Raw genomic sequence first — 20,513 nt, forward strand, 5'->3', positions numbered from 1 at the left:
CTTCCAGGACTTCACACATGTCATCGCCTGCCGCAGTCCCAACCGCCACCAGCGCCGCCGATCCCCTGGGCTATGCTTTCGCCATGGGCGGAGCCATCCTGTTCTCGTCCAAATCCATCCTGATCAAGCTCGCCTATGCCGAGGGCGCGCCCACCGAAACGCTGCTCGCCTTGCGCATGCTGGTGGCGCTGCCGGTCTATGTCGTCATCTTTTTCGTGCTGTTGCGTCGCCAGCCCGAACTGAAAGCCAAGCTGACGCCGGCGCTGGTGGTACCCGCCATGGCCACCGGCATCTTGGGCTATTACGTCTCCAGCTACCTCGACTTCGCCGCACTGAACTACATCACCGCCCAATATGGACGGCTGGTGCTGTTCACCTATCCGTTCTTCGTGGTGCTGTTCGGCGCGCTGTTCTTCCGCGAAAAATTTGATTGGCGCATCGTGCCCGGCATGCTGGTGGCCTATGGGGGCATTGTGCTGATCTTCGGCTGGAGCTTTCTCGACCAGCCCGATGGCCTGCTGCACGGCACGCTGCTGGTGCTGACCGCCGCCGTCACCTTCGCGTTCTACCAATTGTTCGCTAAGGGCCGCATGCGCCAAATGGGCACCGGGCTGTTCACCTGTATCGGCATGTCGACCGCCGCGCTTCTCGCCATCGCCCAGAGCATGGTCATCGGCGGCCCCGATGCCTTCGTTCATCTGCCCCACATGGTGTGGGTCTATGGCTTGGGCTTGGGCGTATTCGCCACCGTGCTGCCCTCATTCCTGATGAATGCCGCCATCGCCCGGATCGGGCCGCGCGCCAATTCCTCGACCGCGGCCTTTGGCCCGATCGTTACAATTGCCTTCGCGGTGGTGTTTCTATCCGAACCATTTACGGTCTTCCATGCCGTCGGCACTGCCTTAGTCATCCTCGGTTCAGTAATGTTCAGCCATGCAGAGCGTCGAGAAAGAAACCGCCAAGTCTAAAACTTTGGGACAAGGCTTTTGAGCGCCGCAAAGCCGCTGTAATGTGCAGCCAGGCCTTGTGGACAGACCTTTGGGAGAACAATTGATGATCGCCACCAGAAAGCTGCTGACATGCACCTTGGCAGGGCTTGTCCTGTCGACCGGTCTGGTACTGCCGGCCTTTGCACAAAAGATCGGCGCGCCGACACCGCCGGCCGCCACTGCCACAACCGGTGACGTCGATTTCGGTGACGATAGCGGACAATGGCCCAAGGACACCGAATGCGACGACTCGCGTTTTACCGGCACCGGCATGGCAACCGAAATGGACGACAGCGCCATCCGCAAGGACGCCACCGATTGTAGCGCCGCCTTTGCCAAGGGCACCATCACCCTCAAGGACACCGGTACCGCCCCCGCCGATATCGCCATCGCGACCCCGATCGACGCCATCAATTTCGGCGACGACACCAGCGAATGGAACAAGGACGGCGAATGCGACGATCCGCGCTTCCAGGGCACCGGTTCGGCCAGCGAGCTAGTCGATGCCGACCTGATGAAGGACGCCACCGACTGCAAGGCCGCCTATGAGAAGGGCACCATCACCCTCAAGGATACAGGAACCACCACCGACACCCCGGTCGCCATCAACAATACCGATATCGACTTCGGCGACGATAGCAGCGAGTGGAGCAAGGACGGCGAGTGCGACGACTCGCGCTTCGACGGCACCGGCATGGCCTCCGAAATGGACGACAGTGCCATTTCCAAGGACGCCACCGATTGCAGCGCGGCCTTCGCCAAGGGCACCATCACCCTCAAGGACACAGGCACCACGACCCCAGTTGCCAATGCCGATGTCGATTTCGGCGACGACAGCAGCCAGTGGTCCAAGGATGGCGAATGCGACGATCCGCGCTTTACCGGCACGGGCTCCGCCAGCCAGCTGCTCGACGAAGACAAGCTGCATGACGCCACCGACTGCAAGGCCGCCTTCACCGCCGGCACCATCACACTCAAGACCGACGGCACTGACGGCGGCGACGTTCCAGTGGTCGCCACCGGCGACATCGTCTTCGGCGACGATGCCGGCGAATACAACAATGACCAGGAATGCGACGATCCGCGCTTCGAGGGCACTGGCGTTGCCAGCGAACCTGTTATCGAAAACCGCATGCACGACGCCACCGATTGTCAGGCCGCCGTTACCGCGGGCACCGCGACCATGAAGGCCGGCGAGACCAACGAGGCCGCCGCGTTCGATTACGGCACCGACAATTCCAAATATGCCAATGATGGCGAATGCGACGACAAGCGCTTTGTCGGCACCGGCATGGACAAGAAGCTGCTCGAGGAAGACGTCTCCAACGACGCCACCGATTGCCGCACCATGGTCGAATCGGGCGCCCTGAGCATCATCCCGGTCTACGATCCCGCCTATCTTGCCGGCGCTCCCTACGACAGCAAAGGCATCAACTTCGGCGACAACACCTCCGAATACGCCAATGACGACCAGTGCGACGACCCGCGCTTCCAGGGCCCGGGCACTGCCTCGACCCTGCTCGACGGCGACCTGCGCCACGACCGCGACGACTGCAAGAAAGCCTATGAAGCCGGCACGGTTATTTTGATCGACTAAGCTGGGCTGATCTCAAATGCGAACGGCGGGACTTGGGTCCCGCCGTTTTTGTTTCTAAATCGGGGCTAACCGTCACCCCCTCCCGACCTCCCCATCAAGGGGAAGTGTCTGCCGGGGGGTTGAACTGGATCGAACGTCAAGAGTGGAGAGAAACCTCCCCCTTGATGGGGGAGGTAGGAGGGGGGTGTTCTCGATTGACCACTATGCTGGCAATCCCGCTCCGCCCCCGTGACCCTGAGTCTGTGGTGACCTTGGGACGTCAAGCGGCCCGGCGTTCGACCATCATCTTCTTGATTTCCGCAATCGCTTTGGCCGGGTTCAGGCCCTTGGGGCAAACCTTGGCGCAGTTCATGATGGTGTGGCAGCGATAAAGCTTGAAGGGGTCTTCCAGGTCATCCAGCCGCTCGCTCTGGCTCTGGTCGCGCGAATCGATCAGCCAGCGATAGGCCTGCAGCAGCGCAGCCGGTCCGAGATACTTCTCCCCATTCCACCAATAGCTCGGGCACGAGGTCGAGCAGCAGGCGCACAGGATACACTCGTATAGCCCGTCGAGCTTGGCGCGCTCGGGAACACTTTGCGTCCATTCCTTGTCGGGCGCCGGCGTCGTGGTCTTGAGCCAGGGCTCGATGGCGCGATGCTGGGCGTAGAAATTGAACAGGTCCGGGATCAGGTCCTTGACCACCGGCATATGCGGCAGCGGGTAGATTTTGATCGGCCCGCTCGAGTCATCCATGCCCTTGGTGCAGGCTAGGGTATTGAGCCCGTTGATGTTCATCGAGCATGAGCCGCAGATACCTTCGCGGCAGGAGCGGCGCAGCGTCAGCGTTGCATCGACCTTGTTCTTGATCCACAGCAGGCCATCCAGAATCATCGGCCCGCAATCATCGAGATCGACGAAATAGGTATCGATGCGCGGATTGTCGTCGCTATCGGGGTTGTAGCGATAGATGTGATACTCGCGCAGCCGCTTGGCGCCAGCCGGCTTGGGCCAGGTCTTGCCCTTTGCGGGCCGCGAATTCTTGGGGAGCAGCAGCTCGACCATCTCGGTATTCCCTAGTCCTGAAACTCAGTAGTTCGGCTTGCAGATCTGATTGCTGTGCGCGACGTAATCGTTGTAGCGGACGGCATATTTGGGATCGAGCGTCTTGCCACCCATGGAGGCGATCACCACCGTCATGAAGTCGCTGTCGATCAGCTTGGCCGTCGCCTCGGCCTTGCATGAGCACAGCGTCTCATCCTGCGCGATGCCCATGCAGGTGGCATGAAACTCGGCTTTCTGCTCCGTCGATGGCGGCGCTGCCATCGCGGCACTCGCGCCCAGGCCCGTCAGCAACAGCCCAATAACCAACGCCGTCTTCATCTCAATTCCTTCCGGATCACCAACCTCAGGCTCGACCAGATCGCGTCGACCGCACAAACCTTCACATCCACCAGCCCGATCGGCAGCATCACCTCGCGGATCGTATCCTCGGTGATGTCGGTAGGCACTTTGCTTGCCTTTTTCGGCCAGCTCACCCAGATCGCCCCGTCCCGGTCGATACTATCCAGCAATGGTTTCGTCGCCGTCTCCAACTCGTGGCGCGACGTGGTAAAACCATGGATCACGTCATATCCTGGATCACCATCGGTAAAACTCGCCCACCCCGCCTGCGCCATCTCGACAAAATGCCGCGACACGCGCAGATCGTTCAGGCTCGGCGGCAGGTTGACGAACAACACCCGCTGCCCATCCTTGAGCCCGAGCTTCTGCGCGAGCGGCGTGCCGGAATATCCGGCGTCTGGCGTGGCCCCGGCCATCAATGCCCCACCACCATTTCCCCGCCTCGCGCCGGCGCGCTCAGCCAGTTGTTCCTTGGCGCCAGCGGGCACACCCAGCGGGGCGAATAATAGCAGGAGGGATTATAGGCGAAGTTGAAGTCGAGGATGACGCGGCCATCGGCATCAGCGCCGAGATCGGCACTCTTGATCGAATCGATCAGGTAACGCCCGCCGCCATAGGTTTCGTGCCCCGAAGTGCCGTCGCGGAACGGCAGGAACACGCCGCCGCCATAGCCACCCAGCCAATAGAGCGTCAGTTCGCCCCCGAAACGTTCGCGCAGTCCGCGTGTCGTCGCGAACGGCGTCAGCGCCGCATCGCCATCGGCACCGGCCGACAGAAAGAGCGGCTCATGGGTTTCAGCATCGCCGAGGTCAACTACGAACCGCAAGGTCGGATCGTAGTCGAAATAGATCGGCAATGGCGCGCCCGGCTCCAGCGGCGTCTGCGCGTGGTTGGCAAACAGGTCGGCCTTGGTATCTTTCCACACTTGCCAGGCGGCGCGTGGATCAGGCTCCGCCCGTACCTGCGCAAACAAATCCGCTATCCGCCGCCGCCAGTCCCACAGCGAGGCGGTCGAAGCCAAGTGTTCTGCGCCGACCGCTGCCATGGCTCAGTATACCCGAGCTTTCGGCGCAATCTTCTTGAGGTCGATCCCGCCCTGGTCATAGGGCGTCAGGGGATCGACATGCACCGGGCGATAGCCCAGCGTCACCGCGCCGGTATCGGTATCGATCCAGCTCAGCGTGTGCTTGCGCCAGTTGACGTCGTCGCGGCTGGGGAAATCCTCATGCGCATGGGCGCCGCGGCTTTCGTGGCGGGCTTCTGCGCTCACGACCGTGACCATGGCATTGGCCATCAGGTTTTCCAGCTCCAGCGTTTCCACCAGGTCCGAATTCCAGATCAGCGAGCGATCAGTCACCCGCACATCCGGCAACTGGCTGTAGATTTCGCTCATCCGCTTGACGCCGCTTTTGAGCGACTCATCGGTACGGAAGACCGCGGCGTCTTCCTGCATGGTGTGCTGCATGGCATCGCGCAGTTCTGCCGTCGGCTTGGAGCCATTGGCATTGCGCAGCCGGTCGAAGCGGGCGAGGATTTTCTCGTCCTGGCCCGGATTGATCGCCGGAATCGGCGCCGAGCGGTCCATCACCACGCCTGCGCGCAAGGCGGCGGCGCGGCCGAAGACCACGAGATCGGTCAGCGAATTGGAGCCCAGCCGGTTGGCACCGTGCACTGAGGCGCAGGCGGCTTCGCCCACAGCCATCAGCCCCGACACGATCGCATCGGGGTTTTCCGGCGTCGGGTTGAGCACTTCGCCATGATAATTGGCGGGGATGCCGCCCATATTGTAATGCACCGTCGGCAGCACCGGGATCGGCTCGCGCGTCAGATCGACACCGGCAAATATCTTGGCGCTTTCGGTAATGCCCGGCAGCCGCTCATGCAGCACTTTCGGGTCGAGATGATCGAGGTGCAGGTAGATGTGATCCTTCTTCGGGCCAACGCCGCGCCCCTCGCGGATTTCCAGCGTCATGCAGCGCGAAACGACGTCGCGCGATGCCAGGTCCTTGGCATTGGGCGCATAGCGCTCCATGAAGCGCTCGCCTTCCGAATTGGTCAGGTAACCGCCCTCGCCACGTGCGCCTTCGGTGATCAGCACGCCGGCGCCATAGATGCCTGTCGGATGGAACTGCACGAATTCCATGTCCTGCAGCGGCAGGCCGGCCCGCGCCACCATGCCATTGCCGTCGCCGGTGCAGGTATGGGCGGAGGTCGCCGAAAAATACGAGCGGCCATAGCCGCCGGTCGCCAAAACCGTGGTCTTGGCGCGGAAGCGGTGCAGCGTGCCGTCATCCAGCTTCCAGGCCATCACGCCTTCGCAGGCGCCGTTCTCGCCCATGATCAGGTCGAGGGCGAAATATTCGATATAGAACTGCGCATTGTGGCGCAGGCTCTGCCCATAAAGCGTGTGCAGGATGGCGTGGCCGGTGCGGTCGGCGGCGGCGCAGGTGCGCTGCACCGGTGGGCCATCGCCATATTCGGTCATGTGGCCGCCGAACGGGCGCTGGTAGATCTTGCCGTCTTCGGTGCGCGAAAACGGCACGCCGTAGTGTTCCAGCTCATAAATGGCCGCTGGCGCTTCCCGCACCAGATATTCCATGGCGTCGTTGTCGCCCAGCCAGTCCGATCCCTTGACGGTATCGTACATGTGCCACTGCCAGCTATCGGGACCCATATTCTGCAGGGACGCCGCGATGCCGCCCTGCGCCGCTACGGTGTGTGAACGGGTGGGAAACACCTTGGTGATGCAGGCGGTGTTGAGCCCCTGTTCGGCCATGCCCAGCGTGGCGCGCAGCCCGGCGCCGCCGGCACCCACGACCACGACATCGAATTCATGATCGATGATTTCGTAAGCAGAAGCCACGGCGCTAACCCCAGAAGACCAGTTTAAGGATCGAGGCGACACCAGCCACCGCGATGATGATGCAGAACAGGGTGTTGAGCATCATGATGAGGCTGTAGACGCGCCCGGCGAAGTAATCCTCGAGTACGTCGCGCATGCCATTGCGCATATGCACCGTGGCGATGACCAGCAGCACGGCCAGCGGAATGCCGATCCAGCCATTGCCAATGGTGGCGACCATATCGACCCGATCCTGACCGGCCAGCTTCATCACCACGTAGAGCAGCAGGATCAGGAAAACGATATTGATCGCCCCGGTCGTGCGCTGGATGATGAAGTGGCGCGTCGAGGCTTTGGCGTCGCCGTATTTGCTTTTGGGATCGGCGATGATGTCGCGGGTAATGATCTGTTCGCGCATTACGCCACCCACACGAAAATGGTCCAGATCGCCAGCGTCAGCACGACCGAGAGCACCAGGTTGGCCCAGGCCAGCATTTCGCGCTGCCCCGGCTCCATGCCCTGGATAAAATCCCAGATGAAATGGCGGATGCCGCCCAGCATGTGATGCACCAGGCTCCAGGTATAAAGGAACAGCACCAATTGGCCGAACCAGCTGCCGTAGACCAGGTTGACCACATCGAGCGGCCCCTGCCCCCAGGCCGCCGCGCCCAGCCAGATGACGAGGAATGCGGTGCCGACATAATTGGCGATGCCCGTGGCTCGATGCACGATCGACATCGACATCGTGATGGTCCAGCGATAAATCTGCAGGTGGGGAGATAGGGGACGGGGTCGAACCGGCATAGGGCCTCGCTGTTACGCGGCGGGCGCCGCTACAGTTTGGAATGGTTCGAGACTTCTAGCCCCCCAATGTTACAAAATCAAAGCCGTAAAACGCATGGCGCCATAAACTTTGGCTGCAATCAGCGTGTCGCGAAGTGGAGGCCCAGGGCTGCGGCCGAAATCGGCGGCAGTTCGGCGCTCTGCACCGGGGCGTGGACCCACAGGTTCATCAGCAGGGTGAAGGCCGCGATACCGATGGCGGATGCGAGATAGTCCATGAAAATTCTCCCGGATTTGGCGCCCGCCGGCCGCTATTGCCGGGTCGCCGTAATGTTGGCCCCTCCTACGAAGCCGCGCCCCACCCCGGCGTGAATTGCGCGTTAAGTTTGCATTCATGACTGCCAACGCCACCGACCGAGCTTGCGCCCACCGCACTTGTCGACTGCGGCCAAGCCTGCCATTGGCATCGGCAACACGCCGCGAACGAGGACGAACATGGACGAGCGCATCAAACTGATCGGCATCGAGACTCTGTCCAAAGCGTGGGGCACGCTGACCCGCGCCACGCTGGATTATCGCCGCCTTGATGGCACCTGGCTCACCCAGAGCCGCGAGGTCTATGACCACGGCAATGCGGCCGCGATTCTCCTGTTCGATCCAGCCCGCCGCACCGTGCTGCTGACCCGCCAGTACCGCTACCCGGTCAGCCTCAATGGTGATCCCGCTTGGCTGATCGAAGCCTGCGCCGGCCTGCTCGATGGGGATGACAAGCTGGTTGGCGTCATGCGCGAGGCGCTGGAGGAAACCGGCCACCAGCCGCGCGACGTGCAATTCCTGTTCGACGCCTATATGAGCCCCGGCTCGCTAACCGAGCGCCTCTCGCTGTTCGTCGGCCACTACGACGCCGACACCAAGATCGCCGCTGGCGGCGGGCTTGAATCGGAAGGCGAGGAAATCGAACTGCTCGAAATGAGCCTCGATGACGCCATGGCAATGGTACGCGATGGCCGGATCATCGATGCCAAGACCATCATGCTGCTGCAGTGGGTGGCGCTGAACCGTTAGGTTCGCTCCGGGCGCTTAAAAATCCACCAGCTTCTTGTCCGGATCATACGGCTGATCCTTGGCCACCCGCGTTACCGCCTGCCCGCACCGCATCTTTTTGGTGAACCCGTCATAGGCGTAGCTCGGCGAGCCATGCAGCACCCAGCCCTCGGACAATGCCTTGGTCACCTTGTGGCAAAAGCTGACGTCGTCTTCGCCCGACAAGAAGCGGTAAATCTGCATGCATGCCTCCAATGCGGCGCCCACCAATGCGCCGGTGTTGATCTTGTTGCCTCTTAGCGCTAATCGAGTGCCCATGCATCGGTTTCCTGAAGAACTGCTGACGGGTCACGCCAATTTCATGGCCGGGCGCTATGCTCGTGAACGCGACCGGATTCGCGACCTGGCCGCCCAGGGCCAAAACCCCACCACCATGATCATCGCCTGCTGCGACAGCCGCTCGGCCCCCGAGACGATTTTCGACGCGGGTCCCGGCGAGCTCTTCGTGCTGCGCAACGTCGCCAATCTGGTGCCCACCTACCAGCCCGATGGCGGCCAGCACGGCACCTCGGCGGGCATCGAATTTGCCGTAAAGGCCCTGGCGATCAAGAACATCGTCATCATGGGCCACGGCCGTTGCGGTGGCATCAAGGCGGCGCTTAATCCCGACTCGACGCCACTGGATTCCGGCGACTTCATCGGCAAATGGATGGCCATGCTGGGCGACCTGCCGGACCAGGTCGGTCAGAACGACCTGATGACGCCCGCCGAACGCCAGACCGCGCTGGAGCGCATCTCCATCCGCTCCTCGATCCACAATTTGCGGACATTTCCATACGTCGCCGAACTGGAAGCCGCCGGCAAGTTGGCTGTGCATGGCGCCTGGTTCGATATTTCGACGGGCGAGCTCTGGGTCATGGACGGCGATACCGGCGACTTCGTCCGCCCCCTGATCTGAGCGTGCGTGACCGCCGGGCGCTAGACTTGCCACACACAAACAAAGCCTGCTCGTTCACGCGCCCGTGAGCGACCAATAGTCCGTCGGGCTTCGATCGCGGGGCAGCAACTCTTGCCTGCCACAAAAAAGCACTTGGCAGCAAGGCTAACAGTGCCGGCACGATTCCGCGCGACGATAATAGCGTGCAAGTTCTATATCGCGACGAACCAAAAAACTTTGGTTTATCTTGCAATTGCCTGCAAAATCCATTGCCCAGAAATGACCCGATTGTGTCCGGATCAGCACCAATTTTTGGGCCGCTGCGGACCACATTGGGCTTCCATTGTTCTGGTCACGGGCCGCAGGAGAGCGGGCCGTCGGGAGCCGGCTAACCGGGTGCCGTTTTTATCTCCACCAACATGGAGCTTAACCGCCATGAAGAAGATCATCTTGTCCTCGTTCATCGTTCTCGGCCTGTCCACTGCAGCCTTCGCGCAGGCAGCCACCGATTTCGCCACTGTCGATGCCGATGCCAGCGCAGGCGTATCCTGGGCTGAAGCCTCCGCCGCTTGGCCGACGCTGACCGAAGACGCCTTCAAGACCGCCGACGCGGATGCCAGCGGCGAGCTGTCCGCCGAGGAATATGCCGTCGTGACGACGCCTGCCGCTCCCTAAGGCGCGCCGACCAGCGGAGTCGCCCCACGCCCGGGGCGGCTCCGCTCCTCTATCGATCCAGCCCTGCCGCCGCCTTTGGCGCGGCTCATGAATGGAGATATCCCATGCACAAGATTGCTTTGACGCTCGCCGTATTCGGCCTTTCCGCCACCGCTGCGTTCGCGCAGGCGCCCACCACCTTTGCCGATCTCGATGGCGACGCGAATGGCGAGCTGTCCATCACCGAAATCCAGGTGGCCTGGCCAGATCTCGGCCAGGATGAGTTCACCACGGCCGACGCCGATGCCAGCGGCGGCCTGTCGACGGCCGAACTGAGCACGCTACAGCCTTCGGGCGGCGCTCCGGCGGCCGAAACCCTGCCGGCTCCAACCCTGGCGCCGAGCGATAGCATGGCCCCGGCCGATGCCGCCGCTCCCCCGGAGCCCGCCGATTCGCTGATGCAATAATCGCGGTCGGCTGAAGCCTTAGCCGCCCCGGTTCGCCGGGGCGGCTTTACGGCGTCGATGAAACCCGCGCTGCAAACAGGCGGGGGCCAAAGACATTGAGCAAGAGGCCAATAAAGACCAGCAGGCTGCCAAGGATTTCCAGGGTACTGACGGTTTCCCCGAGCAGCACGATTGTGCTGGCAATCCCGGCCACCGGCACCAGCAGTGAAAATGGCGCGATCAGGCTCGCCGGATAGCGCGCCAGCAAATAGCTCCAGAGCCCGAACCCCAGAATTGTCGCCGCATAGCCGTTGAAGGCGATCACAAAGATCGTGCGCATGTCGATGCCGGTCATCGAGGCGATGATCGCCGTTGGCCCTTCCACGACGAGCGACAACGCAAACAGCGGCAGGATCGGCACCAGGCTCCCCCAGACGACAAAGGACAGCATATCGATCTGTCCCGCCTTTTTGGAGGCGATATTGGCGACGCCCCAGAAGAAGGCGGCTAGGACGACCATCAGCAGAGGCACCAGCGCGGTGACTTCGAACCGCTCGGAGGCAATGGCGACGATGCCCACAATAGCGACCAGTGCACCGAGCGCCTGATAGCGGTTGAGCTTCTCGCCAAGGAAAACCAGGGCCAGCGCGATGGTAAAAAACGCCTGCACCTGGATGACAAGCGAGGCAAGACCGGCGGGCATGCCCAGCTTGATGGCGGTAAACAGCAGGCCGAACTGGGCAAAGCCGATGGCGAGGCCATAGGTGATGAGGATGGCGAGCCCAACCTTTGGCCGCTTGATGAAAAAGACGGCTGGCACCGCCGCGCAGAGATAGCGCAGCCCGGTCAGAAACAGGGGCGGCACTGTCTCGACACCCCATCTGATGAAGACGAAGTTGACCCCCCATATTGCCACGACAAGCAAAGCCAGGAGCAGGTCGCGGACGGAAAGCATGGCGGTGGCCTTGGATGAACCCCGGCATCGAGCCGGGGTGACATGTGCGTCGTTGCTCGGTCGAGCGCTGCTGCGCTTTACGCCGCCGCGCGCTTGTCCATCAGCCCACGCTCGATCAGCGTCTCGGCGATCTGGATCGCGTTGAGCGCAGCGCCCTTGCGCAGGTTGTCCGACACCACCCAGATGGCGAGGCCGTTTTCGACCGTATTGTCTTCGCGGATGCGCGACACGAAGGTGTCGTATTCACCAACCGCGTCGATCGGGGTCGCGTAGCCACCCGGCTCGCGCTTGTCGAGCACAGAAATGCCCGGCGCCTCGCGCAGCAGGTCACGCGCTTCATCCGCCGAAATGGGGTTCTCGAACTCGATATTGACCGCTTCCGAATGGCCCACGAACACAGGCACGCGCACGGCCGTGCAGGTCACGCGTATCTTGGGATCGAGAATCTTCTTGGTCTCGGCCAGAACCTTCCACTCTTCCTTGGTGTAGCCGTCTTCCATGAACACATCGATATGCGGGATGACGTTGAAGGCGATCTGCTTGGGGAACTTGCCGACCGTGGCGGTATCGTTGACGAAAATGCCCTTGGTCTGGTTCCACAGCTCGTCTACGCCTTCCTTGCCGGCGCCCGAAACGGACTGGTAGGTCGACACCACGATACGGGTGATCTTGGCGAAGTCATGCAGGGGCTTGAGCGCCACGACAAGCTGAGCCGTCGAGCAGTTCGGATTGGCGATGATATTGTTGCGCTTGGGGTTGGCCATATAGCCATCCAGCACATGCGCGTTCACTTCCGGCACGATCAGCGGCACGTCCGAATGATAACGCCAGAAGCTGGAATTATCGATGACGATGATGCCCATGGCGCCAAGCTTGGGCGCCCAGGTCTTGGAAATCTCCGAGCCCGCCGACATGATGGCGAAATCGACGCCCTTGAAGTCATAATCGTCGAGATTCTTGGCCTTGAGAATCTTGTCCCCAAAGGAGATTTCGCGCCCGGTGGAGCGCGAGGAGGCGAGAGCGATCACCTCGTCGGCCGGAAACTTGCGTTCGGCCAGAATGTTGAGAACTTCACGGCCCACATTGCCCGTGGCACCGATAACAGCGACGCGATAACCCATTTTTGGAACTCCAGTCCCTTACCATTTCCGCCCCCGCGCGACGCTGTGCGTCGCGGCCCATCCGGGTTCAGCCTCTCCCCGTCGGGAGACGACCCGGGGAAAAGCGTCAGGCGGTTTTGGTAGTTTTGGTTGCAAACGCAGCAAAACCACGACGGGATTTAAGCCCGGTGGTGGTCATCATGGCGATGATGAAAGCGCTGCGCATCGGTTTTACTGCTTTGTTGAAAGCACGGTTCTCATACGCCCAAATGGCAAAGAGTCAATGAATTTGCAGAAGCTCTTCTGCTTCCTACCCCTTGTGGTGTGGGCTCGGCTGGCTGTAACTGCGCCAAACCTGAAAGACCCAAAACCATGGCCCATTACGACGTAATCATTCTCGGCGCCGGCGCCGCCGGCATGATGGCCGCTATCGAGGCCGGCAAGCGCGGCCGCACGGTGCTGCTGGTCGACCATGTCCAATATGCCGGCGAAAAAATCCGCATCTCCGGCGGCGGCCGCTGCAATTTCACCAATGTGAACGCCACTGTCGAGATCGGCCGCGATCGCTTTCTGTCGCAGAACCCGCGCTTCGCCCTCTCGGCGCTGAGCCGCTATACCCCGGAAAACTTCATCGCGCTGGTGCGCCGGCACGGCATCACCTTCCACGAAAAAGTGCTCGGCCAATTGTTCTGCGATGGCCCCGCCACCCAGATCAACACCATGCTGCTGGGCGAAATGCGCGAAGCCGGCGTCGCCTTCTCGTTCTCGACCAATGTCGAGGCCGTCGAAAAAACGGAGACCGGCTTTTCTGTCCGCTTCGCCTCCGGCTACGCCACCAGCGATAGCCTGATCATCGCCACCGGCGGCAAGTCCATCCCCAAGATGGGCGCCACCAGTTTTGGCTACCAGGTCGCCACCCAGTTCGGCCTGCGCGTCACCGAGACCCGCCCGGCTCTGGTGCCGCTGACCTTCGAAACCGGCGCGTTGGAGAAGCTCAAGGAACTGGCCGGCATCGCCACCGAAGCCATCGTCAGCCACGGCAAGACCAGGTTCGAGGAAGCGCTGCTATTCACCCACCGCGGCCTGTCCGGTCCCGCTATCCTGCAGATTTCCTCCTATTGGCGCGAGGGGGATTCGATTTCGGTCGACCTGATGCCCAATGCCAGCGCCATGGATTTCCTGCGCGCGGCCCGGACCGCAACGCCCAAGCTGCAAGTGCAGACCATCATCGCCAATACCTTGCCCAAGCGCCTCGCTCAGCTGCTTGGCGACGAACTCGACATGCACACCATGATCGGCGACTTCCCTGACAAGAAGCTCGCCATCGTGGAAGCCAAGCTCAAGGCCTGGAGCCTCAAGCCGGTCGGCTCGGAAGGCTACCGCACCGCCGAAGTCACCCTGGGCGGCGTCGATACCCGCGATCTCGACGCCAAGACCATGGCCGCCCGTGCCGTGCCCGGCCTCTATTTTGTCGGCGAAGTCGTCGACGTCACCGGCTGGCTCGGCGGCTACAATTTCCAATGGGCCTGGGCTTCAGGCTGGGCTGCGGGACAAGCCGCTTAAGCCACCCTCGCCAGAAATCCCAGCACTACCGCGTTGAACACTTCGGGACGCTGCAATGGCGCGAAGTGGCTGACCTCCGTCAGCTCAACCAGTTCCGCCCCGGAAATGGTTTTCGCGATATACGCCGCGTGCTCGGGTTTGATGAACTCGTCATGCGCGCTCTGCACCACCGTTACCGGCACGGCGATCGCCGCCAGTTCCGCCGCCGAATAATTTGGCTGCGTCCCCTGCATCAACCCGACCGCATCGGAAAATGCCTGAAAATCATCTGGCGTCGCCGACAGTGCCGCGTAATCGGCCTGATGCCGCCCGATGCAATTGCCGATCATCGGCGTGAATTCGAACGGCTTGGTGCCGCTGTCGTCCACATTGCAGGCGAAAAACAGGACGCCCGAGATCCGCTTCGGCGCCATACGGGCCATTGCCAGCCCCGTGCAGGCACCATCGCTCCAGCCCCCGATCGGCGCTCGCTCAATCTTGAGCGCATCCATCACCGCCAGCACATCGCGCGCCATTAAATCATAACTATAGGGCCGCCCGTCCCGCGTGCTGTGCCCATGCCCACGGCTGTCGATCAGCACCGCGCGATACCCTGCCTCGACCAGCGCCGGCACCTGATGGGCAAAATTGCCGCTATGCCCCAGCCCGCCATGCAACAGGATCACCGGCACGCCGGCTCCGTAACTCACATGCCAGATGCGCGCACCTTCATGCTCAACAACGCCCTGTTCGCCCCCAGAGGGCAAAACCGCGCCCTCTGCCGCAAAAATTTCCAACCCGTCATCATGCCAAATCATGTCGATGCTCCTGTGTCTGTCGCATCTCGTCGACTGATCGACGCTCGCTTCGACTATGCCGAGCAAAGTAAATATCGGCCCGGCCTCAAAATCTGTGCCCGACCCGTACCATCAGATTGGTGGCCGCGCGATTGGGGTCATCACAGGTGCCGAAGTCCGGCAGATGCTCCAACGTGCCGATCAGCGAAAATCCCGCGGGCAATTGCAGCCCCGCGCTGCCGGCCAGCCGCAGTCCCACGCCGCAGCCGAAATTGCGCGATGCATCGCCCGAAGGCGCGTTCACCAGCGCACTGGTCAGCACCGCGCCTGCGCTGGCTTCCACGAATACCGGCAGCACCGGCACCTGCACGGTCCAGCTCAGCCCCGCATAGATATCGCTTTCGCTACCGTCAAAACTGACGCTGGCGCCCAGATGCGGCCGCAACTCGCCCAGCACCGCCCAGGCATTGAGGTCCGGCACCGAGAACAGCAATTCCACATTGGCGTCGCGGATCGAGCCCGGATCAAAGAGCCCGTCGGCCCGCGTCACGACGCCGGCGCGCATTTCGGGCAACCAATTCACCTGCGCCTGTGCCGCCCCACCGGCCAGCAGCAGCAACGCCAATCCGATCAGCGCCCGCAATCCAACCCGGCTCATCAGCGCCCCACCCTGAAAAACACAGTTGAGCGCCCGTTACCCCAATCGTCAAAATTTGAATGAAATCATGCTGACCAAATGCTTTCGATCCGCAGCCTCTTGACGAACCCATAGCTCGATGGCTATAGATTAATCCATAGTCATCCAGGTATGAATTAGATGCCGAACTCGCAGGACCTGCTCTTCAAGACGCTGGCCGACCCGACCCGAAGGGCCATTTTCGAGCGGCTATGCCGCGAGGGCGAACAGACCGTGGGTGCCCTGACCGCCCATGCGGGCGTGTCGCAGCCGGTTGTCTCCAAGCATCTGGGCATTCTCAAGCAGGCCGGCTTGGTGCGCGACCGCCGCGAGGGCCGCCAGACCCATTGCAGCGCCCAGCTCGGCGCGCTGGCCACCTTGCTCGACTGGACACGGGAAATGGCGGGGTTTTGGGAGAACCGCTTCGACGATCTGGAAGACCTGCTCAAGAGGATGGACCAATGAGCGACCCCGCCACCCAGACCCGCTCGGTCATCATCGAGCGCGAAATCGCCCATCCGCCCGAAAAGATTTGGCGCGCGCTGACCCAGCCGCACCTGATCGAGGAGTGGCTGATGAAGACCGATTTCAAACCCGTCGCTGGACACCAGTTCAACTTGCGGCGCGAGCCGATGCCGGGCGTGAACGTGGTCGTCGATTGCGAAGTTCTGGCGGTCGAACCTCACAAGACGCTGTCCTACACCTGGGCCGCCTATGGGCTGGACAGCGTCGTCACCTGGACGCTGACGCCGACCCCCACCGGAACCCTGCTGCGCATGGAGCAGGCGGGCTTCCGGCCCGACCAGACCCAGGCGTTCCATGGCGCCCGCGCCGGCTGGCGCGAATTCCTCACCACCCTCGACGCGGTCCTGGCACGGAACGATTGACGAACCCCGACCACAGGAGAAGACCCATGAAGATCAAACTGACCACGATTTACGTCGACGACCAGGAACGCGCACTGCGCTTCTACACCGACATCGTGGGCCTAGCCGTCAGGGCCGATTTCAGCAATGGCCCCTACCGTTGGCTGACCGTGATCTCGCCCGACGAGCCGGAAGGCACCGAGCTGCAACTCGCGCTCAACGACAATCCGGCGGGCCAGGCCTATCAGCAGGCCATGTTCCAGCAGGGCCAGCCCGCGGTCATGTTCTACAGCGATGACATCAAGGGCGACCATGAGCGCATCGCGGCGCGTGGTGGACAATTCAGCATGAAGCCCACCGAGGTCACCGGCTCCACCATCGCCCAGTTGAACGACACCTGCGGCAACCTCATCCAGATCACCCAATTGGCGCGCTGGTAGGCTTACACGAGCGCCGCGAGCGGCGGATGAAGAGCGCGTAAGCGACCAACTCATGGCCTCCGCCTGGTTCTTTGAACGCTCGACGCAGCCACGGAAACCCGGATCGCCGAGATCGTACAACGGGCAGCGCGCTGAGCCGCAAATCAAGAAAAAGTCGGAGGCCCACATGACCCCAACTGAACAGATCAACCAGCTCATTGCCAGCCTCAGCGATTGGCGCGGAACGACGCTCGCCAGCATCCGTCAAACCATCCTGGCGGCTGATCCCGAGATCATTGAGGAATGGAAATGGATGGGCAGCCCCGTGTGGTCGCGCGACGGCATCATTGCCGTCGGCAATGCCCACAAGGACAAGATCAAGCTCACCTTTTCCCACGGCGCCGACCTGCCCGATCCGGACAAGCTCTTCAATGCGGGCCTTGACGGCAAAGGTCTGGCGCGCCATCGATATCCCCGAGGGCGCCACGATCGACCCGGACGCCTTGCAGGCCCTGATCCGCGCGGCCATCGCTTACAACCAGGCCAAACCCAGCAAGGCGTCGGTTCGAAAGCCCAAAGTGGTTTAGTCAAGTATGGACTGAGCTGCCTCGCGGGTGCCGCAGCCTTAGTCAGCCCTCGTTCAGCCGGCCGCGATCATTTATCCTCCCAACCTTGACTCAGGAGGAGGTTCCCATGCGCTTCTTTGCCGTAACTCTTGCTTTCGTGGCCCTCACCTTCCCCGCTCTCGCGGGCGATCTCACGCCCGATCTCATCCGCGCCATGCTGGCCAAGGATAGCCCGACCGCCGTCGTTCAATCGCTCGACGATGGTGACGCGGAAAACAATCCTTGGTTCGGCGTGCTCGACCAGATCGAGACCGGCGATCAGGACTGGATCGACCTCGTGCCCCTGCTCGCGCCCGGCACTGATGCGGGCACCGCCGAGGGCCTGGTCATCACCCTGTCGCGCACCCTCAAGACCAACGCGCCCGCCGTGTTCAAGCTGATCGCCGACGGCCAGTTCACCGTCGAGGACATTTGCGTCGACAACGATATCGAGGTGCCCCTCACAGACTACATCGCCTTCCTCGACAATATAGTCGTAACCGTCGCCGCCGTGCTCGACCCTGCCCTCCTCGACGTCCGCAACGCTTGTCTGCATCAGATCGGCACCGCTCGCATTTCGGCTTTGGTGGACGGCCACTAGAAAAAAGCCGCCGGACGAAACCAGCGGCTTGCAATCATGTCCTGCCTCTAAACGAGCCGGTGGCCCTAGAACTTCCAGCCGACGCGCAGGCCGAAATTGGACAGGCCGTCATTGGCGTCGCACCAGTCGTTATTGGACGTGTGCTCATAGCTCAACGTCGCGGTGGCGTTATCGCCCAGCTTGGTGCCAATGCCGTAGCGCTCATAGAAATTGACCGAGCACCCGAAGTTCTTTGTTCCCGCCGGGGCACCCTGATTGTACCCCGTATGGGCCGCGGCGCCGAGCGTGCCTTCAAGATAAATCGGCGTATCGAAGATCGGCAGCTGCCAGGTCAACCCGAGATGGGTCAGGCTCTCATGCCCGCCAAAGTTGATCGTCGCGCCAAGTTCGGGCCGGGGGGATCCGATCCAGCGGAAGGCATCAAGGTCTGGGGTAGTGAACAGCACGTCGAAGCTGACATTCTCGATCCGGCTGAGGTCCCATTCCCCAACCCGAAACGGCAAGGCCGCATAATCGACATCATAGGCTTGCACGCCAAAGCGCAGTTCATCGACCCAGCCGGCCAGCGGCTTGGGCGAAAGCATGTCCTGCGCACTCGCCGGCGCCACGACTGCTGCGATCAACATCACCAAACCGATTATCCGCCGAAAAGCCATCTGCAGCACTCGAACCTTACAATTGCCTCTTATGAGCCGTTATCGCCCCGCCAAGTCAATGCCATCACGCCAATTCTTGGGCGCCTGTGCTGAACCGAACACGCCAACACTGCGCTATCTTCGTTCATCGGGCGTTAAACGCGCCATTCCCCGCCTCGCTTTCATCGTACTTTGCCGATATAGAGTTCGACAACCATTTGTCCCGCCCTTCCGTTGATTATCCCGTAAAGACGCCGCGCCATGACCGCACTTATCCCCCTTTCCATGCAGGATCTTGCCCCGATCGCCGAGGGCATTTCCACCGCCGAGGCGATGGCGGAGACCATAAAGCTCGCCCAGTTGGGCGACGCCTTGGGGTTTACCCGCCTCTGGTATGCCGAGCATCACGGCATGCCCTCGATCGCGTCTTCGGTTCCCGAAATCCTGATCGGCTCGGCGGCCGCCCACACCAAATCCATCCGCGTCGGCTCCGGCGGCGTCATGTTGCTCAACCACGCGCCGCTGCGCATCGTTGAGGCTTATCGCACGCTCGAAGGCCTGCATCCCGGCCGCATCGATCTGGGGCTCGGCCGGGCGCCGGGCGGCGACGGTTATGCCATGCGGGCGCTACGCACTGGTGGGGGCGAGGAATTTTCGGCCTATCTCAGCGAATTGATGGCTTTCGAGGAAGACAGTTTTCCGCCGGACCATCCCTATTCGCGCGTGCCGGTCGCGCCGGGCGGCATCAGTCTGCCCCCGCTCTGGCTGCTGGGCTCGTCGGGCGCCAGCGCCCAGGCGGCCGGGCAATTGGGCATCGGCTATGCCTTCGCCGCCCATTTCAGCCATACGCCCCCGGCACCGGCGTTTGAATCCTATCGCTATGCTTTCAAGGCCACGCAGGCGTTTCCAAAACCTTATGCTATGATGTGCGTCTCGGTCGTTTGCGCCCCCACCGACGAAGAGGCGCGCTATCTGTCCAGCTCGCAGGAACTGAGTTGGGCGCTGTTCCACTCCGGCCAGATCCGCAAACTCATCTCGCCCGAGGAAGCCACCGCCCACGCTTATAGCGAACAGGAGCGCCGCATTATCGAGCACCAATCGACGCTCTGGATCGTTGGTTCGCCCGAAACGGTGCGCGAGCAGATCATGGCCAAGGTGGCCGAGAGCCGGCCCGACGAGGTGATGATTACCACCACCATCCATGATTATGCGCTTCGTCGCCGCTCCTATCAGCTCGTTGCCGAAGCGTTTGGCCTGCAACCGCGGCAATAATGGAGCCGTGTTGGAACCGGACATGGAACGGGCGTGTTCGAAGTCTAGACGAAATGACCGGCGGGAACAGGACATCATAAAATGGCGGAAAAACTTACCTCCAAGCAGCGCGATACGGCCCTGCGTGGTCTCAATGGCTGGGTCTATGACGAGGCCAGCGACGCCATCAGCCACGTCTTCAAGTTCAAGAGCTTTTCCGAAGCCTTCGGCTTCATGACCCGCGTCGCCATCGCCGCCGACAAGGCCGGCCACCATCCCGACTGGTCCAACGCCTACGATAAAGTCACCATCGTGCTCTCCACTCACGATGCCGGCGGCCTGACCGACAAAGACGTCGCCCTCGCCAAAGCCATTGACGCCATCCTCGCTTGA

The 20,513-nt window shown here is 61.9% G+C and carries 27 protein-coding genes and 1 pseudogene; 14 read left to right on the forward strand and 14 right to left on the reverse strand.

Annotated features, from left to right (window positions below; all coding sequences use genetic code 11):
* Positions 1-17: 17 nt before the first annotated feature.
* Both JWP26_RS19705 and JWP26_RS19710 read left to right on the forward strand, forming a co-directional pair.
* Complete coding sequence (locus tag JWP26_RS19705; RefSeq protein ID WP_299731890.1) at positions 18-968, forward strand: DMT family transporter; 951 nt, start codon at positions 18-20, stop codon at positions 966-968.
* A gap of 85 nt (positions 969-1,053) precedes the next feature.
* Positions 1,054-2,586, forward strand: a complete 1,533-nt coding sequence (locus JWP26_RS19710; protein ID WP_299731893.1) for a hypothetical protein — start codon at positions 1,054-1,056, stop codon at positions 2,584-2,586.
* A 259-nt stretch (positions 2,587-2,845) separates the two neighbouring features.
* On the opposite strand, the gene JWP26_RS19715 is transcribed toward JWP26_RS19710, so the two are convergent.
* From JWP26_RS19715 to JWP26_RS19750, 8 genes are all read right to left on the reverse strand, one after another.
* Complete coding sequence (locus JWP26_RS19715) at positions 2,846-3,628, reverse strand: succinate dehydrogenase iron-sulfur subunit (protein ID WP_299731896.1); 783 nt, start codon at positions 3,626-3,628, stop codon at positions 2,846-2,848.
* A gap of 24 nt (positions 3,629-3,652) precedes the next feature.
* Positions 3,653-3,946 carry a hypothetical protein gene (locus tag JWP26_RS19720; RefSeq protein ID WP_299731897.1) on the reverse strand — a complete coding sequence of 98 codons (294 nt, stop codon included), beginning with the start codon at positions 3,944-3,946 and terminating at the stop codon, positions 3,653-3,655.
* The gene (locus tag JWP26_RS19725; RefSeq protein WP_299731898.1) at positions 3,943-4,383 is read right to left on the reverse strand and encodes a DUF3052 domain-containing protein; all 441 of its coding nucleotides are present in this window, start codon (positions 4,381-4,383) and stop codon (positions 3,943-3,945) included. Before JWP26_RS19725 ends, JWP26_RS19720 begins: the two co-directional genes overlap by 4 nt.
* Positions 4,383-5,012 (reverse strand): DUF1684 domain-containing protein, encoded by a 630-nt coding sequence (locus tag JWP26_RS19730; protein ID WP_299731899.1) that lies wholly within the window; start codon positions 5,010-5,012, stop codon positions 4,383-4,385. The genes JWP26_RS19725 and JWP26_RS19730 overlap by 1 nt, the downstream gene beginning before the upstream one ends.
* Before the next feature lie 3 nt (positions 5,013-5,015).
* On the reverse strand, positions 5,016-6,830 hold the full coding sequence (gene sdhA / locus JWP26_RS19735) for a succinate dehydrogenase flavoprotein subunit (protein WP_299731900.1): 1,815 nt from the start codon (positions 6,828-6,830) through the stop codon (positions 5,016-5,018).
* Positions 6,831-6,834: 4 nt separating this feature from the next.
* Positions 6,835-7,227, reverse strand: a complete 393-nt coding sequence (gene sdhD, locus JWP26_RS19740) for a succinate dehydrogenase, hydrophobic membrane anchor protein (protein WP_299731901.1) — start codon at positions 7,225-7,227, stop codon at positions 6,835-6,837.
* Entirely contained in the window at positions 7,227-7,613 is a 387-nt protein-coding gene (gene sdhC, locus JWP26_RS19745; protein ID WP_299731902.1) for a succinate dehydrogenase, cytochrome b556 subunit, read from the reverse strand. The genes sdhD and sdhC overlap by 1 nt, the downstream gene beginning before the upstream one ends.
* Before the next feature lie 119 nt (positions 7,614-7,732).
* Complete coding sequence (locus JWP26_RS19750; RefSeq protein WP_299731903.1) at positions 7,733-7,870, reverse strand: hypothetical protein; 138 nt, start codon at positions 7,868-7,870, stop codon at positions 7,733-7,735.
* 217 nt (positions 7,871-8,087) lie between these two features.
* Here JWP26_RS19750 and JWP26_RS19755 point away from each other — a divergent pair, with 217 nt between their 5' ends.
* Positions 8,088-8,657, forward strand: coding sequence for an NUDIX domain-containing protein (locus tag JWP26_RS19755; RefSeq protein ID WP_299731904.1), 570 nt, complete (start codon positions 8,088-8,090; stop codon positions 8,655-8,657).
* Between the two features lie 15 nt (positions 8,658-8,672).
* Here JWP26_RS19755 and JWP26_RS19760 read toward each other — a convergent pair whose 3' ends face one another.
* Complete coding sequence (locus JWP26_RS19760) at positions 8,673-8,879, reverse strand: DUF1737 domain-containing protein (protein ID WP_299731905.1); 207 nt, start codon at positions 8,877-8,879, stop codon at positions 8,673-8,675.
* A gap of 73 nt (positions 8,880-8,952) precedes the next feature.
* Between JWP26_RS19760 and JWP26_RS19765 the strand changes: the two genes are divergently transcribed.
* The 3 genes from JWP26_RS19765 to JWP26_RS19775 all read left to right on the forward strand — a co-directional run bounded on the left by JWP26_RS19765 (position 8,953) and on the right by JWP26_RS19775 (position 10,694).
* Positions 8,953-9,594, forward strand: coding sequence for a carbonic anhydrase (locus tag JWP26_RS19765; protein ID WP_299731906.1), 642 nt, complete (start codon positions 8,953-8,955; stop codon positions 9,592-9,594).
* A 414-nt stretch (positions 9,595-10,008) separates the two neighbouring features.
* A complete protein-coding gene (locus tag JWP26_RS19770; protein ID WP_299731907.1) occupies positions 10,009-10,248 on the forward strand; it encodes a hypothetical protein in 240 nt (79 codons plus the stop codon).
* A 104-nt stretch (positions 10,249-10,352) separates the two neighbouring features.
* On the forward strand, positions 10,353-10,694 hold the full coding sequence (locus tag JWP26_RS19775; protein WP_299731908.1) for a hypothetical protein: 342 nt from the start codon (positions 10,353-10,355) through the stop codon (positions 10,692-10,694).
* Between the two features lie 46 nt (positions 10,695-10,740).
* Here the strand turns inward: JWP26_RS19775 and JWP26_RS19780 are convergent, their stop codons facing one another.
* Entirely contained in the window at positions 10,741-11,628 is an 888-nt protein-coding gene (locus JWP26_RS19780; RefSeq protein WP_299731910.1) for an EamA family transporter, read from the reverse strand.
* A gap of 77 nt (positions 11,629-11,705) precedes the next feature.
* Positions 11,706-12,749, reverse strand: a complete 1,044-nt coding sequence (locus JWP26_RS19785) for an aspartate-semialdehyde dehydrogenase (RefSeq protein ID WP_299731912.1) — start codon at positions 12,747-12,749, stop codon at positions 11,706-11,708.
* A 351-nt stretch (positions 12,750-13,100) separates the two neighbouring features.
* Between JWP26_RS19785 and JWP26_RS19790 the strand changes: the two genes are divergently transcribed.
* Positions 13,101-14,291, forward strand: coding sequence for an NAD(P)/FAD-dependent oxidoreductase (locus JWP26_RS19790; protein WP_299731914.1), 1,191 nt, complete (start codon positions 13,101-13,103; stop codon positions 14,289-14,291).
* On the opposite strand, the gene JWP26_RS19795 is transcribed toward JWP26_RS19790, so the two are convergent.
* Both JWP26_RS19795 and JWP26_RS19800 read right to left on the reverse strand, forming a co-directional pair.
* Positions 14,288-15,088 (reverse strand): alpha/beta hydrolase, encoded by an 801-nt coding sequence (locus JWP26_RS19795; RefSeq protein WP_299731916.1) that lies wholly within the window; start codon positions 15,086-15,088, stop codon positions 14,288-14,290. The genes JWP26_RS19790 and JWP26_RS19795 overlap by 4 nt on opposite strands.
* 85 nt (positions 15,089-15,173) lie before the next feature.
* Positions 15,174-15,725 carry an acyloxyacyl hydrolase gene (locus tag JWP26_RS19800; RefSeq protein WP_299731917.1) on the reverse strand — a complete coding sequence of 184 codons (552 nt, stop codon included), beginning with the start codon at positions 15,723-15,725 and terminating at the stop codon, positions 15,174-15,176.
* Positions 15,726-15,884: 159 nt separating this feature from the next.
* Between JWP26_RS19800 and JWP26_RS19805 the strand changes: the two genes are divergently transcribed.
* The 5 genes and pseudogenes from JWP26_RS19805 (at position 15,885) to JWP26_RS19825 (ending at position 18,234) form a co-directional block, all read left to right on the forward strand.
* On the forward strand, positions 15,885-16,208 hold the full coding sequence (locus tag JWP26_RS19805) for a helix-turn-helix transcriptional regulator (RefSeq protein ID WP_299731918.1): 324 nt from the start codon (positions 15,885-15,887) through the stop codon (positions 16,206-16,208).
* Positions 16,205-16,630, forward strand: a complete 426-nt coding sequence (locus tag JWP26_RS19810; protein WP_299731919.1) for an SRPBCC domain-containing protein — start codon at positions 16,205-16,207, stop codon at positions 16,628-16,630. Before JWP26_RS19805 ends, JWP26_RS19810 begins: the two co-directional genes overlap by 4 nt.
* A 26-nt stretch (positions 16,631-16,656) precedes the next feature.
* A complete protein-coding gene (locus JWP26_RS19815; protein WP_299731920.1) occupies positions 16,657-17,049 on the forward strand; it encodes a VOC family protein in 393 nt (130 codons plus the stop codon).
* Positions 17,050-17,215: 166 nt separating this feature from the next.
* Positions 17,216-17,615, forward strand: a pseudogene (locus JWP26_RS19820) (DUF1801 domain-containing protein).
* Between the two features lie 106 nt (positions 17,616-17,721).
* The gene (locus JWP26_RS19825; RefSeq protein WP_299731921.1) at positions 17,722-18,234 is read left to right on the forward strand and encodes a hypothetical protein; all 513 of its coding nucleotides are present in this window, start codon (positions 17,722-17,724) and stop codon (positions 18,232-18,234) included.
* 65 nt (positions 18,235-18,299) lie between these two features.
* Here the strand turns inward: JWP26_RS19825 and JWP26_RS19830 are convergent, their stop codons facing one another.
* Positions 18,300-18,860 (reverse strand): acyloxyacyl hydrolase, encoded by a 561-nt coding sequence (locus tag JWP26_RS19830; protein ID WP_299731922.1) that lies wholly within the window; start codon positions 18,858-18,860, stop codon positions 18,300-18,302.
* Positions 18,861-19,130: 270 nt separating this feature from the next.
* Here JWP26_RS19830 and JWP26_RS19835 point away from each other — a divergent pair, with 270 nt between their 5' ends.
* Entirely contained in the window at positions 19,131-20,141 is a 1,011-nt protein-coding gene (locus JWP26_RS19835; RefSeq protein ID WP_299731923.1) for an LLM class flavin-dependent oxidoreductase, read from the forward strand.
* An 81-nt stretch (positions 20,142-20,222) separates the two neighbouring features.
* Positions 20,223-20,513 carry a 4a-hydroxytetrahydrobiopterin dehydratase gene (locus tag JWP26_RS19840; protein WP_299731924.1) on the forward strand — a complete coding sequence of 97 codons (291 nt, stop codon included), beginning with the start codon at positions 20,223-20,225 and terminating at the stop codon, positions 20,511-20,513.

This window comes from Devosia sp. (assembly GCF_028290435.1).
In the GTDB taxonomy this organism is placed as follows: Bacteria; Pseudomonadota; Alphaproteobacteria; order Rhizobiales; family Devosiaceae; genus Devosia.

Excerpts from the sequence above, each read along its gene's own strand:
- JWP26_RS19705 (WP_299731890.1), top strand. The coding sequence starts at position 18 with ATGTCATCGCCTGCCGCAGTCCCAACCGCCACCAGCGCCGCCGATCCC.
- JWP26_RS19710 (WP_299731893.1), top strand. The coding sequence starts at position 1,054 with ATGATCGCCACCAGAAAGCTGCTGACATGCACCTTGGCAGGGCTTGTC.
- JWP26_RS19715 (WP_299731896.1), bottom strand. The coding sequence starts at position 3,628 with ATGGTCGAGCTGCTGCTCCCCAAGAATTCGCGGCCCGCAAAGGGCAAG.
- JWP26_RS19720 (WP_299731897.1), bottom strand. The coding sequence starts at position 3,946 with ATGAAGACGGCGTTGGTTATTGGGCTGTTGCTGACGGGCCTGGGCGCG.
- JWP26_RS19725 (WP_299731898.1), bottom strand. The coding sequence starts at position 4,383 with ATGGCCGGGGCCACGCCAGACGCCGGATATTCCGGCACGCCGCTCGCG.
- JWP26_RS19730 (WP_299731899.1), bottom strand. The coding sequence starts at position 5,012 with ATGGCAGCGGTCGGCGCAGAACACTTGGCTTCGACCGCCTCGCTGTGG.
- sdhD (WP_299731901.1), bottom strand. The coding sequence starts at position 7,227 with ATGCGCGAACAGATCATTACCCGCGACATCATCGCCGATCCCAAAAGC.
- sdhC (WP_299731902.1), bottom strand. The coding sequence starts at position 7,613 with ATGCCGGTTCGACCCCGTCCCCTATCTCCCCACCTGCAGATTTATCGC.
- JWP26_RS19750 (WP_299731903.1), bottom strand. The coding sequence starts at position 7,870 with ATGGACTATCTCGCATCCGCCATCGGTATCGCGGCCTTCACCCTGCTG.
- JWP26_RS19755 (WP_299731904.1), top strand. The coding sequence starts at position 8,088 with ATGGACGAGCGCATCAAACTGATCGGCATCGAGACTCTGTCCAAAGCG.
- JWP26_RS19760 (WP_299731905.1), bottom strand. The coding sequence starts at position 8,879 with ATGCAGATTTACCGCTTCTTGTCGGGCGAAGACGACGTCAGCTTTTGC.
- JWP26_RS19765 (WP_299731906.1), top strand. The coding sequence starts at position 8,953 with ATGCATCGGTTTCCTGAAGAACTGCTGACGGGTCACGCCAATTTCATG.
- JWP26_RS19770 (WP_299731907.1), top strand. The coding sequence starts at position 10,009 with ATGAAGAAGATCATCTTGTCCTCGTTCATCGTTCTCGGCCTGTCCACT.
- JWP26_RS19775 (WP_299731908.1), top strand. The coding sequence starts at position 10,353 with ATGCACAAGATTGCTTTGACGCTCGCCGTATTCGGCCTTTCCGCCACC.
- JWP26_RS19780 (WP_299731910.1), bottom strand. The coding sequence starts at position 11,628 with ATGCTTTCCGTCCGCGACCTGCTCCTGGCTTTGCTTGTCGTGGCAATA.
- JWP26_RS19785 (WP_299731912.1), bottom strand. The coding sequence starts at position 12,749 with ATGGGTTATCGCGTCGCTGTTATCGGTGCCACGGGCAATGTGGGCCGT.
- JWP26_RS19790 (WP_299731914.1), top strand. The coding sequence starts at position 13,101 with ATGGCCCATTACGACGTAATCATTCTCGGCGCCGGCGCCGCCGGCATG.
- JWP26_RS19795 (WP_299731916.1), bottom strand. The coding sequence starts at position 15,088 with ATGATTTGGCATGATGACGGGTTGGAAATTTTTGCGGCAGAGGGCGCG.
- JWP26_RS19800 (WP_299731917.1), bottom strand. The coding sequence starts at position 15,725 with ATGAGCCGGGTTGGATTGCGGGCGCTGATCGGATTGGCGTTGCTGCTG.
- JWP26_RS19805 (WP_299731918.1), top strand. The coding sequence starts at position 15,885 with ATGCCGAACTCGCAGGACCTGCTCTTCAAGACGCTGGCCGACCCGACC.
- JWP26_RS19810 (WP_299731919.1), top strand. The coding sequence starts at position 16,205 with ATGAGCGACCCCGCCACCCAGACCCGCTCGGTCATCATCGAGCGCGAA.
- JWP26_RS19815 (WP_299731920.1), top strand. The coding sequence starts at position 16,657 with ATGAAGATCAAACTGACCACGATTTACGTCGACGACCAGGAACGCGCA.
- JWP26_RS19825 (WP_299731921.1), top strand. The coding sequence starts at position 17,722 with ATGCGCTTCTTTGCCGTAACTCTTGCTTTCGTGGCCCTCACCTTCCCC.
- JWP26_RS19830 (WP_299731922.1), bottom strand. The coding sequence starts at position 18,860 with ATGTTGATCGCAGCAGTCGTGGCGCCGGCGAGTGCGCAGGACATGCTT.
- JWP26_RS19835 (WP_299731923.1), top strand. The coding sequence starts at position 19,131 with ATGACCGCACTTATCCCCCTTTCCATGCAGGATCTTGCCCCGATCGCC.
- JWP26_RS19840 (WP_299731924.1), top strand. The coding sequence starts at position 20,223 with ATGGCGGAAAAACTTACCTCCAAGCAGCGCGATACGGCCCTGCGTGGT.